This is a genomic window from Streptomyces sp. NBC_00045, assembly GCF_045041095.1.
Lineage (GTDB): Bacteria > Actinomycetota > Actinomycetes > Streptomycetales > Streptomycetaceae > Streptomyces.
On record NZ_CP108271.1, the window covers coordinates 7,040,418 to 7,056,712 of the forward strand.

The 16,295-nt window shown below is 70.7% G+C and carries 14 protein-coding genes and 1 pseudogene; 1 reads left to right on the forward strand and 14 read right to left on the reverse strand.

Features of this window, described 5'->3' with window-relative positions:
* Positions 1-759: 759 nt before the first annotated feature.
* From OHA65_RS32540 to OHA65_RS32595, 12 genes and pseudogenes are all read right to left on the reverse strand, one after another.
* On the reverse strand, positions 760-3,618 hold the full coding sequence (locus tag OHA65_RS32540; RefSeq protein WP_405763008.1) for a hypothetical protein: 2,859 nt from the start codon (positions 3,616-3,618) through the stop codon (positions 760-762).
* 9 nt (positions 3,619-3,627) lie between these two features.
* The gene (locus tag OHA65_RS32545; RefSeq protein ID WP_405763010.1) at positions 3,628-4,896 is read right to left on the reverse strand and encodes a LysM peptidoglycan-binding domain-containing protein; all 1,269 of its coding nucleotides are present in this window, start codon (positions 4,894-4,896) and stop codon (positions 3,628-3,630) included.
* Positions 4,893-5,528 carry a hypothetical protein gene (locus OHA65_RS32550; RefSeq protein WP_327279722.1) on the reverse strand — a complete coding sequence of 212 codons (636 nt, stop codon included), beginning with the start codon at positions 5,526-5,528 and terminating at the stop codon, positions 4,893-4,895. Before OHA65_RS32550 ends, OHA65_RS32545 begins: the two co-directional genes overlap by 4 nt.
* 97 nt (positions 5,529-5,625) lie before the next feature.
* Positions 5,626-5,948 (reverse strand): annotated as a pseudogene (locus OHA65_RS32555) (GTP-binding protein); the annotation flags it as partial.
* A 37-nt stretch (positions 5,949-5,985) separates the two neighbouring features.
* Complete coding sequence (locus OHA65_RS32560; protein ID WP_328764427.1) at positions 5,986-7,314, reverse strand: APC family permease; 1,329 nt, start codon at positions 7,312-7,314, stop codon at positions 5,986-5,988.
* Positions 7,314-7,526 (reverse strand): hypothetical protein, encoded by a 213-nt coding sequence (locus OHA65_RS32565; RefSeq protein ID WP_327279724.1) that lies wholly within the window; start codon positions 7,524-7,526, stop codon positions 7,314-7,316. The genes OHA65_RS32560 and OHA65_RS32565 overlap by 1 nt, the downstream gene beginning before the upstream one ends.
* A 124-nt stretch (positions 7,527-7,650) precedes the next feature.
* On the reverse strand, positions 7,651-8,652 hold the full coding sequence (gene argF, locus OHA65_RS32570) for an ornithine carbamoyltransferase (RefSeq protein WP_327279725.1): 1,002 nt from the start codon (positions 8,650-8,652) through the stop codon (positions 7,651-7,653).
* 52 nt (positions 8,653-8,704) lie between these two features.
* Positions 8,705-9,925, reverse strand: a complete 1,221-nt coding sequence (locus OHA65_RS32575; protein WP_327279726.1) for an arginine deiminase — start codon at positions 9,923-9,925, stop codon at positions 8,705-8,707.
* 1 nt (position 9,926) lies between these two features.
* The gene (locus OHA65_RS32580; protein WP_371646736.1) at positions 9,927-10,961 is read right to left on the reverse strand and encodes a carbamate kinase; all 1,035 of its coding nucleotides are present in this window, start codon (positions 10,959-10,961) and stop codon (positions 9,927-9,929) included.
* Between the two features lie 2 nt (positions 10,962-10,963).
* On the reverse strand, positions 10,964-11,179 hold the full coding sequence (locus OHA65_RS32585; protein WP_405763014.1) for a hypothetical protein: 216 nt from the start codon (positions 11,177-11,179) through the stop codon (positions 10,964-10,966).
* Positions 11,173-12,132 (reverse strand): amino acid permease, encoded by a 960-nt coding sequence (locus OHA65_RS32590; RefSeq protein WP_327279728.1) that lies wholly within the window; start codon positions 12,130-12,132, stop codon positions 11,173-11,175. Before OHA65_RS32590 ends, OHA65_RS32585 begins: the two co-directional genes overlap by 7 nt.
* Positions 12,133-13,029: 897 nt before the next feature.
* A complete protein-coding gene (locus tag OHA65_RS32595; RefSeq protein WP_327279729.1) occupies positions 13,030-13,290 on the reverse strand; it encodes a three-helix bundle dimerization domain-containing protein in 261 nt (86 codons plus the stop codon).
* A gap of 331 nt (positions 13,291-13,621) precedes the next feature.
* Between OHA65_RS32595 and OHA65_RS32600 the strand changes: the two genes are divergently transcribed.
* Positions 13,622-14,113 (forward strand): hypothetical protein, encoded by a 492-nt coding sequence (locus tag OHA65_RS32600; RefSeq protein ID WP_405763016.1) that lies wholly within the window; start codon positions 13,622-13,624, stop codon positions 14,111-14,113.
* On the opposite strand, the gene OHA65_RS32605 is transcribed toward OHA65_RS32600, so the two are convergent.
* Positions 14,044-15,054, reverse strand: coding sequence for a TauD/TfdA family dioxygenase (locus tag OHA65_RS32605; RefSeq protein WP_371645511.1), 1,011 nt, complete (start codon positions 15,052-15,054; stop codon positions 14,044-14,046). The genes OHA65_RS32600 and OHA65_RS32605 overlap by 70 nt on opposite strands.
* 41 nt (positions 15,055-15,095) lie before the next feature.
* Positions 15,096-16,082, reverse strand: a complete 987-nt coding sequence (locus OHA65_RS32610) for a hypothetical protein (RefSeq protein WP_328764435.1) — start codon at positions 16,080-16,082, stop codon at positions 15,096-15,098.
* Positions 16,083-16,295 lie beyond the last annotated feature (213 nt).

The window sequence follows — 16,295 nt, forward strand, 5'->3', positions numbered from 1 at the left end:
CTGCCCAGACATCGGTGGCGGACGTGCCGCCCGGCGCCGTCGCCAGCCGCAGGGCCGGCACCGCGCGCTGGACCTGCTCGGCGAACGCCGCCAGGGTGAGCGCATCGCTTTGGGCGGGGTCCGTGCTGCGGCCGGCGGGGACGGCGGTCGCCTCGCGCGTTGCGGTCGCGGCGAGCGCCGGGTCGACCAGTGTGGGTTCGCGGAAGAGGTCCAGCGCCACGGTGACCGGGAAGACGGGCCCGGGGAACGACCACTGGACGCCGTCCGGCGTCGACTTGCCGAGCCGGCCGGTGAGGCGGGCAGTGGCCGGCGGGACGACCACGCGCGAGCCGGGTCGCAGGAATCCGGTGTCGGCGTTCGCCGCGACGATGGCCTCGACGCCGGTCGTCACGCCCCGACGACGGAACCTTGCGACCACGGCGGTCAGCGTGTCGCAGGCCGCGGTGGTCTCGGTGGGCGCGGTGCCGTCCGCGCCGGGCTGCTGCCCGCGCAGCACCTGCCCGGGCAGCAGCAGGCCCGGTGTGCCGGCGTTCGCGGCGAGCAGCGCGACCGGGGTGACGCCGAACGGCCGCGCGGCCTCCTGCGGTGTCACTCCGACCGCTGCGGGCTGCGCGCAGAGCACGCCGGGCGGGCAGACCAGCAGCGCTCCGGTCGCGAGCACGTCGGTCCGCTCGCCGATCGCCGCGGCGAGTGCGGCGAGGTCGACCGGCGGGCCGAACACCGCGCAGACTTCGGCGAACGAGACGGGCGCCGCCATCGTCACCGACTCGGTGCCGACCGTGATGGTGACGCCGGACGCGATGGTCCCCGGCATCCCGGCGTTGACCTCGACCAGATCGGCACCGGGGAAGTACCCGGCGATGGCGTCGAGCGAGTCGCCCTCGCGCACGGTGTACGGCACCGAGCGACGGGATCCGAAGGCCACGCCCACATCCCGGGCACGACCGGGGGAGAGCCGGTCGAGAGGGCGACCGGGCCGTTGTGCCGCAACAGCGCGCCGGGTGTGGTGGCGTTGACGTCGGCGAAGTGCTTGAGCGTGTCGCCCGCCGGTACGGGCGTCGGCGTCGTGGTGAGGAACACCGGGGTGCCCGGGGTGAAGAGGTCGACGGTCGTGGTGTTCAGCGGCGCGAGCCGCTCTGGTGTGAGGCCTGCCCGGTTGTCGCGCAGGGTGTCGCCGCTCTCGACGAGGTAGCCCGTGACCTCAAGGGCCGCGCCCGCACGGAACATGCCCGGCTTCTCCGCGTTCAGCGACACCACCTGCGCGGCGTCGAACGGGACACCGAGGTCCCGGAACGCCGACTCGACGCCCGCCAGTGTCGCTTCGCTGGCCGGCCGGTCGAACGAGACCTCGACCTTGACACCGTTGCAGTCGAAGACGAACCCCGGGGTGAGCAGCCCCGGGCGGCCCTGATTGGCCGTCACGAGCGTCCTGAGGGTGCAGCGCAGCGCCGCCGCGAGTTCCTCGGCCGGCGGCGACTCGGGCGCCACCACCGCCTCGCGCGACGGGGTGACGAGCTCGACGGACGGGTTGAGCGGCAGCACGGTGTTGTCCTCGTCGACCAGCACCCGTTCCGGGTCGAGCGAGGGGTCGACCGCGTCGCACAACCCGGCGATCGTGTCCTGGTTACGGAACGCCGCGCTCACCGGTACCGCCAGTTCATCGGCGTCGAGCATGGCGCTGATGGCCGTGCCCGCGTTCGCCGTGCCCAGCTCGTCGAAGCCGACGCCGTAGGTCGTGCAGAGGCCGTCCAGGGTCGCGGCGTCGGTGGCGGGTGCGGAAGCGATCATTGCGAGCGAGCCGAGCAGCGCGTGGGCACCGATGACGTACCGGCCCAGCACGGCCACGTCGACGGGGAGCGGGGTGGGCTCCGATCCGGGATCCTGCTGGAGCGAGGTGAGCAGCGCGGCCCGGACGTCGGGCTGGGTGACCTGGTAGTAGACCGGCACCAGACGGTCCCGGTCGCGCGTCGCCGCGTCGGCGGCCGCGCTGCCGGGGTCGGCCGCGCCCGGCTGGTAGGTGACGGCCTGGAGGTCGACGGCGACGGCGAGGTCCGCCAGGACGCCGGACGGCTCGACGGTGTAGTGGAGGGTGGTCGACGGCCAGGCGCCGACGCCGATGACCGGGTCCGTGTAGCGGACGGGCACGGGGGTCTGGCTCAGACTGCCCGACCGGTTGCCGAAAACGTCCTGGAACCACACCGAGACCCGGCTCTGCGCGCCGGCGGTGACGCCGGCGTACGGGTTGCCCACGGAGGGCGGTGCCGTGGGCACGGCCGGGGCGTGCCGCACGGCGAACCGGCTGATGTCGACGATCCGGGTCAGGTCCCAGACCTCTTCGGCAGCCTCGCTCGCCACCAGGAACCCGAGTTCGTCGGTAGCGTCCGCCGGCTTCGGTGACACCGCCCGGCCCTCGACACTGCCGCAGAAGTCCGTCGTCGGGTCCAGCTGGAAACCGAGCAGCCCGTACAGACGGCGCAGCCGGCCCTGCGGGGTGTCGTCGGCCAGCGGGTTGGCGAACCGCGCGGTGAACCCGACCTGACCGGGGTCGACCGAGGCGACGGGCCGCAGCTCGGGCGGGTTCACCGCACGCGCGGCGAGCGCGACCGACGCCGGATCCACCCCGTCCCCGACCACCGCGACGTTGGTGAATGCGAACAGGTGCCGGTCCGGTGCGACACCGCACTGCGACGAGAGCTGCACCAGCAGCGACAACCGGGCAAGCCCGTCCTGGTCGAAGATCGAGTCGGGCACCTCGCCGCGGTACTGCATCCAGTAGCCGCCACCACCCACGACGCTGCACTCCCACAGCAGCGTCAGGAACCGCTCGCAGTCGGAGATGGCCGCGAAATGCTGCCCCGCGATGGAGCTTCGGGCTGCCGTGGGACCGCTGTGCGTCTCGGTGGACAGGTTCGTCTGGACGATGAAGGTCCGGTCGGCGACGAGTGGAGTCGAAGTCAGACCCGGGCTGAGGCCGGGTGACGGCGGAAGCTGCCAGAGCAGGGTGAGCAGCGGGCGCTCGCCGGGCGGCGCCGGCGGGAAGGCGCCGGTCGCCGGCTTCTCGGGGATGCTCCGCAGGTACTCCAGGAGCTGCGCGATCCGCTGCCGGTCGGCGGTGTTCGCGCCGAACACCTCGACCGTCCCCGCGAGGCCCGGAACGCGGCGGACGGTGAACGAGACCAGCGTCGCCCACGCGTAGCAGCCGAGCTCCGTGTAGCGGGCGTCCGCGCCGGTCTGTGGTGTCGTCTGCTCCAGCAGGAACTCCGAGCCGCTGCGGTCCGACCCGGCACGCGCGATCAGGTCGTTCGGTAGCGGCCACAGCGAGGGCGGGCCGGAGGGTGCGGTGGGTAGCCGGACGGTGGTGGTCGTCTGCCACGGGATCACCTGCGTGACGGTGTGGCGCGCGCCGATCTCGTGCGAAAGCGGCAGGGCCGCGAGCGGGCTTTCGATGACGGGCACCAGCCCGGTCGCCGGGTACTTGTCCCGCAGGTCGGCGGCGCTGATCGAGATGACCGCGTTGTCGGCCTCGGCGGCGTCGAGCCGGATCACGCCGTCGTGTACGGCCGAGTCGGCGAAGGTCAGCCAGTTGGCGGGTTGAGCCTGGTCGACGGTGATGGTCACGACCGGGTCCTAGGATCCGGCCGGGGGAGGCGGCGGGCCGGTGACCTGCTGGCCGATCAGCTGGTAGCCACCGGTCATCGGCCCGGTGGCCTGGTACTCGCCGTCGACCCGGACCGGCGCGGGCAGGCGCAATCCGCCCAGCGCGAACCGCGCGACCTGGCCGCTCACGGTGGCCATCGCAGGGCCGTCGTGCATCGCGGCGATGAGCTCGTCCACGGCCATCGCGGGCACGTCGGGCACGGTGAGCTGCCGCTCGGGCTGGGCGGCCAGCACGCCCGTGTCGAAGGCCATCCGCTCGGCGAGGTCCGCGAGCCCGAGCGCGTACCGCTGGGCCAGCGTCAGCAGGGTGAGGCCGGAGGCCGTCGTGCCGACCGCACCCGGCACCTCGACGGTGACCAGCGGTACGAGCGCGTCCGCGGCGGCGGCGTAGGTGTCGAACCGGTCCGCGGGCCGCAGAAGCCGGTCCTGGAGCGAGCGGAGGGTGTCGTTCGGCAGGACCACGGCCGCGGCGTCGGCCGGAAGGCGGACGCCCTCCGGGTCCACCGGCTCGTTCGCCGTGCGTACCGCCTCCATCCATTCGGCGAACGGCGTGCCGGGCACGACGTTCTGGATCAGCGCGGCGTACGCGGCGACATCGAGGACGGTATCGCCCGGCAGGGTGGTCCAGGTGATGGTGGCGGTGCTCTGGTAGGCGTCAGGCACCTTGAGGGTCGCGGGCAGCGGTCGCGCCGGGTTGCCGCCCAGCCGGTCGATCGCCTGCTGGTACCAGTCGGCGAGCGGCACCTCGCTCGGCTGAGTCAGCCCGAGCCGGACGTAGAAGACCGCCGCGGTGTCGTCGACGGACATCCCGGCGTGCACGAACCCTGGCAGCGGCACGGTCGCGCCGGCGTGCAGCAGCGGGGTGGCGTCGCGTAGGTGGTCGAGCAGCGCGGTCGGGTCGGCCTGGTGGGCGTGGGCCAGTTGACCGAGCGACTGGCCCGCGCCGAGCTGCACCGGCAGCGTGCCCAGGGTGACCGGGACGTCCGCGACGACGGGCCAGTCGGGGTTCGCGACGGCGATCGACTGCGCCGTGACGCCGAGCGCGACCGTGAGCGTGTCGCCGGCTTGCGCGGCGGTCAGCCGGTCCGGCAGGCCGGGATTCAGCGCCAGCAGCTCGGCCGCCGAGATGCCGAGGGACGACGCGAGATGGTCCGCGGTGTCCCGGGCAGCGACCTCGTACGGCGCGGCGGCCGTCCCGAAGCTCGCAGCGATGGAGTGGAGCGAGTCCTTCTCCGTCACCTCGTGGGGGAACCGGTCAGCAGGTTCACGGCGGCCTGAGCGCTGGCGCGGGCGACCATGCGGAGGTAGTCGCGCAGCACGAAGGTCGCCATGGACTCGCTGGGCTCTTCCGCCACGGTGAGGGAGGAGGCGCGCTCGCCGGGCGGGACCGGGTCGAGCTCGGCGAAGTACGCGATCGCCTCGGTCTCGTACGTCGCGTCGATCTGCTGGTAGGTCGCGAAGTCGCGGTCCCGGTCGGCCGGGTCGGGCAGGCCGGTCGAGGTCCACTTCAGTACCGGGACCATCGGGAACGGCGTCCCGGAGACGTCGTCGGCCGTGTCACCCGCCGGGGTGCCGCTGATCCGGAGGTGGATGTTGTGGGTGAGGAAACCCTGGATGTTGGTCCAGGTGAAGCCGTCGTTCTCGGCCTCGACCAGAGCCAACTGCGCGACCAGCTCCAGCAGTTCGTCGAGCGTGACCGTCGGCGAGGAGACGCCGAGCGCGTCGAGGGACCAGCGCAGCAGGCCATCGGCGAGCAGGTTGAACGAGGTGTCGGCGGCCGTGTCCGCGCGCGGGTTGCGCGACACGTCGGGCCGCTCGGTGTGGGCGATGGTGACCGCGTCCACCGGGACGGCGTTGTCGGCGAGCAGCATGACGACGAGGCGGTAGTCGGGTTCGTCGTTCGACGGCGGCGTCCGGCCGGCCCAGTCGACCGGGACCCGATGTCGTCGGTGACCTTCTTGTACAGCAGCGCATGGCGGGGACCAGGTCCCAGGCGGCGTCGGGGAGCGAGGCCAGCCAGGGGCCGGCGCTCTTCACGCACAGCGCGCCGTCGGCGGCGTCCCAGGCGAGGAGGGTGTCGGGGCGGTCGGCGAGCCAGGAACCGGCCGCGGCTGCTGGCCGCGGCGCAGGGCAGGTCCTCCAGGGCCTGGTAGAGCCGCTCGGGGTGGAACGGCCGGCGTCGCTGCCAGACGAGTGTGGCGACGCCGGCTTCTTCGGCTTGCTGGGGGAGGAGTGCACAGGCGGGGTGCTGGGGCGGCGGCGGCCGTTTCCACGTCGAAGCTGGCGCAAGCCAGGCGGGTGAGTTCGCTGGCAGGTCCGCGAGAGAGGTCACCCGCCGTGCGCGTTCGTGGAGCTGCCGGTCCGGCCGCGGCGCCGTCCGTTCCAACCGAAGTCCAGCCCGGCACTGATCGCCAGGATGGCCAGCAGGGTGACGATCGAGGCAACCTCGTGGATCAGGGTGGTGACGATGAAAGTGACCAGGACCCCGCCGGCTGCTGCGACCGCGAGCCCGAGGATCGCCGGGTTGGCGCCGGTCTCCTTGCGCACGCGGAAGTGGGCGACGGTGATGAGCACGAAGATGAGCAGGGCGACGGCGCTGCCGATCGAGGCGATCGCTTCGAGTTTGAACGCGATTGCGAGCACGAGGCAGACGGCTGCCTCGAACAGCAGGCCCGCAGTCACACGGCCGCCCACCTTGCGGGCCATGAGCGGCGGGAACAGACCGTTGTCGACCAGTCGCTCGGACAGGCCCGCAGCGGGGTACAGCCCGGCATTGGTCGCACCGGCGGTGGCGAACAAGGCGGTGATGCTCATCAGCCAGTAACCGGCCTGGCCGAGTGTGGGCTCGGCCGCCACGGCGAGGGCTGTGCCGCCGGAGGAGACCACCTCCTCCACGGTCAGAGTGCCGAACACGCCGAGGGCGATGGCGATGTAGATGACGGTGGCGATCCCGAGGGCGAGGTACATGGCCCTCGGCAGCTCACGGTCGGGCCTGGCCAGGTCCTTGGCCGTGAAGGTGATGATGCCGAAGCCGAGGAACGCGAAGAAGGTCAACGCGACACTGGAGATGATGTCGCGCCACGCGGGGTAACCGGAGAACGCCAGCAGCGAAGGGTCCATGTTGACCAGGGTGACTACGGCGAAGACGGTCAGGATGCCGAGCACCACGTAGACGATGACGGTCTGGGAGCGGGCGACCAGCCGCGAGCCGACGATGTTGACCGCGGTCATCACGATGATGATCAGGGCCGCGAACACCTTGGCCCAGGCGGCGTCGCCGCCGGCGAACATCGAGGTGGCGTAGTTTCCGAAGGAGACGGCGACCATCGCGGTGACCACCGCGTTGGCCAGGTAGGTCAGCCAGGCGATGATGCCGGTGGCGTGCCCCAGGCCGAAGCCCTCGGCCGCGTATTCCAGCAGGCCGCCGGCGGACGGGTAACGCGCGCCGAGCTTGGCGAAGGAATAACCCTGCAGCACGGCGATCACGCCGGCGATCAGGAAGCTGAGCCACACGGCCGCCCCGGCGACCTCGCCGGCCGCACCGAGGAGGGCGAAGATTCCCGCGCCGACCATCGCTCCGACGCCGATGAATGCCGCCTGACGGACGTTGAGGTACCTGGTCTGCTGCCCTTGCTCGGGCTGTTCCGGATCGCTCATCACGCAGATGCCTTTCTGGTCCGGTCGGCCGCGCCGAGGTGTCGTGCGACGAGTTCGCCGAGTCCCCGGAGCGCGAACAGGGCGGTGACGGGTAGGAGAGCAAAGCCGCACGGGATGAGATTCGGGTCGGTAGGCCCCAGGATGCGGCCCAGCGCGTCCATCTGAGCGGCCGACACGGCGATGGCGACCTCGACGGCGATCGCCCTGTTCATCCGAGGGCTCTCGAACGTGGCCGTGAGCCGGGTCGACCCCGAACGCGCGCACGACCTGCTCGGGGCCGCGGGTGTACCAGGTGTGCGAGTTCGCCGGACTCGGGGGCCGGCTCGGCCACAGCGCTCATGTGCCGAGGGTGGCGACGAGAACGGCCTTGATGGTGTGCAGGCGGTTCTCGGCCTGGTCGAAGACGATGCTGGCCGGGGATTCGAAGACTTCGTCCGTGACCTCGATGCCGCTGTCCATCCCAGTCGCAGCGATGATCTCGGCGCCGACTACGGTCTCGGCGTTGTGGAATGCGGGCAGGCAGTGCATGAACCGCACGCCCGGGTTTCCGCTGGCCGCAAGCAGAGCCCGGTTGACCTGGTACGGAGCGAGGAGCTTGACGCGGTCGGCCCACACCTCCTTGCTCTCGCCCATCGAAACCCACACGTCGGTGTGCACGAAGTCGACGCCGGCCACCGCCTCGGCGGGGTCCTCGGTCACCGTGACGCGCGCTCCGGTGTTGCGCGCGATGTCCGCGGCCAACTCGGTCACGTCGGCAGACGGATGCAGGTTGGGCGGCCCGGCCAGGCGCACGTCGGCCCCCATGAGGGCGCCCATGACCAGTAGTGAGCGACCCATGTTGAACCGGCAGTCCCCGACGTACGCGTAAGCGAGCCGGTCGTACGGTTCGTGGCTCGCCTCGTGCATGGTCAGGAAGTCGGCGAGCATCTGGGTGGGGTGCCATTCGGCGGTCAACCCGTTGTACACGGGCACGCCGGCGTGCCGGGCCAGTTCCTCGACCTGGACCTGACGGTCACCGCGGAACTCGATCGCCTCGTACATCCGGCCAAGCACCCGGGCGGTGTCCGCGACCGACTCCTTGTGGCCGAGCTGGGAGCCGCCCGGGTCCAGGTAGGTGACATGGCCGCCCTGGTCGTGTACAGCGACCTCGAAGGCGGACCGGGTGCGGGTGGAGGTCTTGGCGAAGATCAGCGCGACCTCTTTGCCGACCAGCTGCGGCCGCTCGGTGCCGGTGTACTTGGCCCGTTTGAGGTCCCTGGACAGGTCGAGCAGGAAGCGCAGCTCGGCCGGCGAGAAGTCGACCTCTTTCAGGAAGCTTCGGCCGCGCAGGTTGAACATGGTGTGCTCCAGTGGCTTGCGGCGGGAGGCGGGACGAGGGCTGCCGGCGTGGTCAGGACAGGGGGTCGCGTTCGAGCGGGCAGGTCATGCAGTGCGAGCCGCCGCGGCCACGGCCGAGCTCGAAGCCCTCGATCGTGATCACCTCGACGCCGGCCTTGCGCAGCGCGGTGTTCGTGCCGGTGTTGCGCTCATAGGCGATGACCACGCCGGGCTCGATGGCCACCAGGTTGTTGCCGTCGTCCCACTGCTCCCGCTCGGTCCCGAACTGGTCGCCGGCCGTCGGCACGATCCGCATTTCCGGGATGCCGAGGGCCTCGGCCATGGCCTCGGGCAGCGTCCCGGCGTACTGCTCGATGACCAGGCGCTCGACCGAGTCCCCCGGGCGCACGGACCAGATGCGGGCATGGTCGACCACGTCGGGATAGAGCGTGACCAGGTCCCGGTCGCACATCGTGATCACCGTGTCGAGGTGCATGTAGCTGCGCGATTTCGGCAGCAGTACTGCCAGCACCTGCCGGGCGGAGTTGGCCAGGAACAGCTGCCGGGCGATGATCTGCACCGCTTGCGGCGTGGTGCGCTCACCCATCCCGATCATCACGGTGCCGTTGCCGATCGGCTGCACGTCTCCGCCTTCGACGTGGCACTGGCCCCAGTCCTCGTCGGCGCCGCCGAGCCAGACCGGGAACTCCTCAGCGGTGAACATCGGGTGGAACCGGTACACCGCCTCGACGATCAGGGACTCCGGTCGGCGGGCCGGCTTGGCCATCGGGTTGATCGTCACCCCGTTGAAGATCCAGCACGACGGGTCGCGCTGGAACAGGAAGTTCGGCAGCGGCGGCAGCAGCATCGAGGTCGGATCGCCCGCTTGCCACTCCAGGCCGAGATCCTTTTTGACGTCGGCGCGAGTGATGCCGCCGATCAGGAAATCGGCGACCTCGGTCGGCGTCGCTTCCTCCAGCCAGGCGCGGGCCCGCTCCGCGCCGACGATCCCGACCTGACGCTCGTTCAGCAGGTGTCCGGCGACCCAGTTCCGCGTCTCGGCGGAGGCGAGCGCCTCGACCAGCAGTGTTTTGACTTCGAACACCTCCACGCCGCGTTCGCGCATCTGCCCGCAGAACGCGTCGTGCTCCCGTTGCGCCTGCGCAACCCACAGCACGTCGTCGAACAGCAGATCGGCGGCGTTGGACGGGGTCAGCCGGGTGTGTTCGAGTCCGGGGCGGTGCACCATGACGCGGCGCAGCCGGCCCACCTCGGAATGGACGCCGAGTGCCATGTCAGCCCTCCTCGTTCGTACTGGTGCCGTGACCGGTCCCGGCCGCGGCCGTGCTCACGCCGCTCGCGTCGAGCGAGATGCGTGTCCCCGCGCTTCCGTCGACCAGCGCCTCGATGTCGGCCAGCGCGCCGATGACCGCCTCCCGCCCGGTGGCGCGCACGAAGCTGCAGGCCGCGGCTACCTTCGGCAGCATCGAACCGGCGGCGAACTGCGCGCTGTACCGCTTCAGGAGCGCATCGGGGTGGGCGCGGGAGATCAGCTGCTGGTCCGCGGTGCCGAAGCCGAGGAACTCCCCGGCCGTGTCGGTCGCCATCACCAGCAGGTCCGCGTCCAGGTCCTGGGCGAGCAGCGCGCTGGCCTGGTCCTTGTCCACCACCGCCTCGACACCGGTCAGCGCGCCGTCCGTGCCGCGGGCCGTCGGCACCCCGCCGCCGCCCGCGCACACCACCACGCAGCCGGTGGCGAGTAGCGCCCCGATCTGATCGGCTTCCAGCACACGCCGGGGCACCGGTGAGGGCACGACCCGGCGCAGCCGTCCGCCGTCGCGTGCGAAGCGCCAGCCGTGTTCGCGCTCCAGCTCGGCCGCCTCCGCGTCGGAGTACTGCGGCCCGATGGGCTTGCTCGGCGCGTCGAACGCCGGGTCGGACGGATCGACCTCGGTGATCGTCAGCACCGTCGCCACCGACTGCGTCGGCCCGAGCCGGTTGCGCAGCTCCAGCTCGATCAGGTAGCCGACCATGCCCTGCGTCTCCGCACCCAGCACATCGAGAGGGTACGGAGGTACCGGCTTGTATGCGGCCCCCTCCAGCGCCAGCAGACCGATCTGCGGGCCGTTGCCGTGCGAGACGATCAGATCCACGCCCGCCGCGATCTTCGCCAGCTGCGCGCAGGCTACCGCCACGTTCACCCGCTGGTTCTCGCTCGTCATCGCCTCACCGCGGCGCAGCAGCGCGTTGCCGCCGAGTGCCACCGCCACACGACGCGCCCGTGCCGCGCCCGGCGTGGGCGCGGTGCCCGGGCCGGAAGCGGTCCGCATCGTTACCTCCATGGCGGCACCTCGGTGGGCGGCACCATGTGTCGACGCTGCGCCCGGTCTACCGGTCTACCGGTAGACCGGTAGACCGGTAGGCCGCACAGCAGGGCCGCCGCGGCCAGCAGGAACGGCGCCCAGTAGCCCCACGAGGTGCGGCTGGTGTCGCGCGAGTACCAGATGAACAGGATCGAGAACACCAGCGAGAGCACCGCGATCACCATGTCGCGGCGAAGCGGGCGCCCTGTAGTTGCCGCCGGTCTGCCAGCCGCCACTTGATCTGCGCTCCGGCGGACAGTGCGTAGGGGATGGCGGCCGTGATGCCCGTCATCAGCACCAGCGTGGTGAACGCCGTGGTGCCGCCGGACCCGGAGTAGTTCACGATCACCGCGACGGACGCCAGCGCGGTCGAGGTGACCACTCCGAACGCCGGCACGCCCTTGGCGGACAGCTGCTTGAACCGCGCGGGCAGCAGCCCGTCCTGCGCCGCCGCGAGCGGCATCTCCGCGCAGATCATCGTCCAGACGCTCAACGCGCCGAGCCCGGAGACGATCACGGCGACGGCCATGATGTTCCCGGCCCAGCTCCCGCCGAAGATCGCATTGGCGGCGTCTGAGAACGGCGCGGTGGAATTCTTCAGCTGCTGGGCCGGCAGGATTCCGAACACCGCGACCAGGGAGAGCACGTACACCACGGCCGTGGCCAGCGTCCCGATCACGGTGGGGCGTGGAATGTTGCGGTCCGGGTCGCGCACCTTGCCCGCGGCCACCGCCACGGTCTCCACCCCGAGGTATCTGAACAGGCCGATCGGCATGCCGCCGCCGATCGCCGCCGCCGTGCTCTCGCCGCTGATATTCGCCGGGCTGTAATTCGCCCCGTGCACGAAGAACAGCCCGACGGTCGCCATGAACGCCAGCGCCGCGAACTTCAGCACCGTGGTGACCACCTGGACCAGGCCCATCTGCCGCGCCCCGGCGAGGTTCACCAACGCGGGCAGCCACAGCCCGACCAGAACCAGCAGGACCGAGACGAACCGGTTGTGCCCTTTGTTCAGGAACACCTCGACGTACAGCACCCAGCCGACCGCGATCGCCGCGTTGCCCGCCCAAGCGGTGATCCAGTACGACCACGCACTGAGGAATCCGAGGGTGTTGCCGTACGCCGTGCGCGTAGGCATGGGGACCGCCGTCCGCAGGCAGCCGCCGTGAGAGCGCGGCGAACAGAAGCGCGAGCGCCAGCGCACCGAGGGTCGTCAGCCCCACCGAGACCAGACTGATCGGTCCGAAAGTGGCCAGAGAGGTGGGCAGGTTGAACACCCCGACACCGATGATCGTGCCGATGATCAGCGCGATGGCGACCGTGGGCCCGAAACTGCGCTGAGCTGAGTCGGAGGCCTGCGGCGATCCCGTACCGTCGTCCGACGCGTCCGGAGTCGTCATGACTCTCCCGTGACTCTGGTCATGCCACGCCGCCTCGACCGGTGCGATCCAGGCCATGCGTCGAGCCTCGTTGCGTGACGCGTATTGCGCAACCGCACGTAGGCAGGGTGTACGGCGTCCGGGTGAGCCGTCGGCCTCGCCCGTGAAGTTGTCGAGCTCCGCGATGCCCGCGACGCGAGTTATGCGGCCAAGCCCATGTCGAGGCTCTTGTGGCCCGGGCAGGTGAACTCGTACAGCCGCAACCCTAAGAACAGGAGCACCCCGCCATGGTGCGGGATCTGCAGTGCGCACCTCCCAACCGGCAGCACCATGCGTGCCTCAGTCGCGACAGAGGATCACCCGGTCGGCTGACATCGCCAGCCCATTCGTAGCGGCGCACGTGACTGCTCTGGATCCGGGCGGGCGGACCCAGTGTGTGCGGCCATGGGTGGATCGCCCGGGAATGCGAAGTTGCGATCCTCGCCCCGCCTGGAGGCTGTCCCGAGCACGGTCGCCGGCGAGTCGTTCCCCGGCCCCTGCTACCTCAGAGCGCCGAGGTGCTTTCCCAACCCAAAGTCATCGACCGCACGACCATGAGCGTCCGGGAGGGCGATGCGCTCGCGGACCTCGGGTCCGGGGCGGCCACAGCCGGCTTCTCACGGCTCCCCGGGTCGTCGGGGCGTGGCAGCGTCCGGCTCCTGGCAGGTCGGCTCGCCGTCGACCGCGTGGCCTGGAGCGGTGCGGTAGGCGGCATTGAGAATCTTCCGCGCCTGGCGTTCGACCAGGATCGGGATGTATGTCCTGACCTTGGCATGGTGGAACGATTCGTACGCTTCCCTGACCGTGGCCTCGACGGTGATCGCGTCGACCGAGGCGTAGGCAGCCCTCAGTCGCGCCACCATGTTCAGGATGGACACCGGTTCGTCCTGAGAGCCGGGTGACGGGAGGTTCGGCGGCCCTACGGGATCGGCACCCTCCACCGGTCCGGGAGGGCGGTTCGGCCCTTCGGCGGGAAGGCAGCTGCCCACCTGAGGAGTCTGGTCTTCGACCGTCATGGCCATCGTGCCCCCATGTCCCACGACCTCCAGACCGCAGACCTCAGAACCGCGTACCTCGCCATCAGCGAGAAGGTCCCTCGTGCTCATTGTCTGCTCGCCCGGACAAGATCGCCCGGTCAGGTCCCGCCCTGATGGACTCGCCGGGCGGACAGAGCTCCCCGCCGCGCGCCTTCGGTGTGCGTCGTCGACCTTGTGCCACTGGAAGGACCCGGGCTTCTTCGAGAACCAGCAGGGCGCGCACTTCAAGACCTTCTACACGGTCTACAGCGGTCAGACCCGCTCCTACCTGGACGCGGACGAGATCCCGTCGGGCATCCCGCGCTGTGACGCCGTCGTCAAGGACAAGGCCGCCCAGAAGTACAACGCGAAGATCACCACGTACGGAGAGCCGGACCGTACGTTCACGTCGTTCATCCGCACCTGGGACGTCGTCGAGGGCTACCAGGCCAGCGGCGAGTGGTACGGGAAGAACGACTGCATCATCCTGACCGGCGCGGCCACGAAGCGCGAGGGACAGACCCTCTACAAGACCAGCGAAGTGCAAGTGGATCCGCGACCAGGACGTCACCCTGGTCGGATAACGGCCTCGCAAACCCTCGGAGCCTCAGCTGGTCAGCGGGCGAGTACGTGGCCGTCGTGGGGGCGGTGGTCGCGGGAGCGGCGCAGGTCGGCGGTGACGTAGGTGCGTTGCAGCCAGCGGTCTGTGCCGTCGTAACGGGGGTGGAAGGCGGTGCGGCCGTGAACGGTGATGCGGTTGTCGATGACGACCAGGTCGCCGGGTGTCAGGCGCAGGGTGCGGGCGGTCGCTTCGCAGGCACGGTCGAACTCGGCCAGCGCCGCGGTGGCCCGGGGGGTGAGCGGGGTGGTGACGAGTTGGGCCATGCGGATGTCGGGGTCCTCGGTTGCGCCCGACAGCACTCCTCGGGGCTCGACATCGGGCTCACCCGTGGCGGCGTCGGGGCCGAAGGAGGGTGGTGGTGTGGTGATGAACTCCGGTGCGAACAGGGCCTGGCGGCCGGCTGGGGTGAGGAGGGGCAGGGCTTGGCGGATGCCGGCGGTGCGCATGCCGGCGATCCGGTCGTGGTCGGCGCGCAGGCACAGGAAGACCACGTAGTCGGGTGGGTGGGGGTGGAAGCCGTTCTCGGTGTGGAAGGACAGCGGTACCGATCCGGCGTTGCCGTGGAAGGTCTCCTGTCCGGGGACGGGTACGACGTCCTGTACGAGGGCACCGGATTTCTCGGCCAGGTAGGCGAGGGGCTCGCCGAGTCCGCAGGCCACCATGGTGAGCAGGGCGGCCGAGACGGTGGCTTCGCGCTGGACCGAGCCGGGTACGGCCGGCGTCGCGGGCAGGGCCGCCTGATCGACGGGCAGGCCACCGATCACCAGTGTGCCGTGCGGGCCGGAATGCCTTCGGAACCGGCGCACCTCCCGGCGCAGCGGTAGCGGAAGCTCTTCCCAGGCGTCCCGGGCCCGTGCCAGCCACTCGACGTGATCGACCTGGTCGTGCACACCGGTGCACAGGCTGCGGGCCAGCCGCTCACACGCGTCGGCATCGGCCGGCTCCAGTTCCCGGTCGGCGGTGACGACGGTGTTTTGGGTGGTGTCGGGCGTCGTCTCGGGCATCTGATCTCCTGCCGGGGGTGTGGGCGGGCGGATGCGCGGACTCACGAGTGGCGCAGGCCGGCCACGGCATCGGCGATGTAGTGGTCCCCGAACCGGATGAGGGGGGCGTACTGGGCCGCGCGGCGATGGCGCATGAGCCGTAGTTCGGCGACGGCGTTGTCGGGGCCTTCGGGTTTCTGGGCGATGGAACGACGCAGATGCACCATCGAGTACGCGAGGGTGACGTGCCGTTCACCGTCCACGATGTCGGCTTCCAGGAGAGCGCCCCGTGCCTCGGCCAGCTCCGGGGCGCGGGCCGCCAGGTGCTCGTAGGAGTCGGGTACCACAGACAGAAGGTCCTTCATCGCCGTCCGGAACAGCTTGTATCCGCGGTGCTGGCGCCCGCTCAACGGGATGTCCACCGATGGGGGCGCCATGGTGCGGCGTATCGCCGCCATGTAGTAGTCGGCCGGGATCGTACTGGCGTGTGTCATGGCCCCCGGGAAACCGCGTACGTACACCGTCGCGTCCGCCAGCCGCAGCAGCGCGGCATCAACATCACCGTGCCGCAGATGGCGGGTGGCATCAGCCACGGCGACGGCGGCGCAGACGTTGAACAGGACATGGACCTGGTGCCCGATGAGCCACCGGGCACTCCACACGCTCTCCAACGACGCCTCAGCGCCTGGCTCGGGGACGGCCACGGGCGGGACGGAGTCAAGGTCGGCGATCGGCGCGGCGCCGGTGAGGTCGAGCACCGACTGCCGCATCCCGGCCACCTCCAAGGCCAGGTCGGCACCCGACAGCGGAGCATCACACAGGTCTTCCAGACCGCGGTGGATGACCAGGACACCGTGCAGGGCAGCCTGCTGGTCCGACAGCTCCACCTCACGGACCCGGAAGAACGACTGACTGGTCGACTCCGCCGGCATTCCCTCACCGGCCACGGCCGGAGCCAGAGCGGACAGCGCGGCTGCCAACTCACCTGCAGCCGCGGCGGTCTGCCGCAGCACGAGAGCCCGCTCGACCGGTCTGGCATGGGTCGCCACCCCGGCCAGTATGTGTGCGGTCCGTTTCGCCTCGGCATCGACCCGCGGGCCCAGAGCCGGGACGGGCCGCCCGCCTCGGGGCTCACGGAAGACAGCGACAGCAGGATGACCGGCAACCGGTGATAAGCCCATGGTTGAAGAACTTCGCCAAGAACACCCCACACGAAACCCGATCCACAAGACCATTCCTGTGCGGCGAGGCGCTGCAGTTGG

Excerpts from the sequence above, each read along its gene's own strand:
- OHA65_RS32550 (WP_327279722.1), bottom strand. The coding sequence starts at position 5,528 with ATGCTGCTCGCCGACAACGCCGTCCCGGTGGACGCGGTCACCATCGCC.
- OHA65_RS32560 (WP_328764427.1), bottom strand. The coding sequence starts at position 7,314 with ATGAGCGATCCGGAACAGCCCGAGCAAGGGCAGCAGACCAGGTACCTC.
- OHA65_RS32565 (WP_327279724.1), bottom strand. The coding sequence starts at position 7,526 with ATGAACAGGGCGATCGCCGTCGAGGTCGCCATCGCCGTGTCGGCCGCT.
- argF (WP_327279725.1), bottom strand. The coding sequence starts at position 8,652 with ATGTTCAACCTGCGCGGCCGAAGCTTCCTGAAAGAGGTCGACTTCTCG.
- OHA65_RS32575 (WP_327279726.1), bottom strand. The coding sequence starts at position 9,925 with ATGGCACTCGGCGTCCATTCCGAGGTGGGCCGGCTGCGCCGCGTCATG.
- OHA65_RS32580 (WP_371646736.1), bottom strand. The coding sequence starts at position 10,961 with ATGCGGACCGCTTCCGGCCCGGGCACCGCGCCCACGCCGGGCGCGGCA.
- OHA65_RS32585 (WP_405763014.1), bottom strand. The coding sequence starts at position 11,179 with ATGGTGATCGCGGTGCTCTCGCTGGTGTTCTCGATCCTGTTCATCTGG.
- OHA65_RS32590 (WP_327279728.1), bottom strand. The coding sequence starts at position 12,132 with ATGCCTACGCGCACGGCGTACGGCAACACCCTCGGATTCCTCAGTGCG.
- OHA65_RS32605 (WP_371645511.1), bottom strand. The coding sequence starts at position 15,054 with ATGCCCGAGACGACGCCCGACACCACCCAAAACACCGTCGTCACCGCC.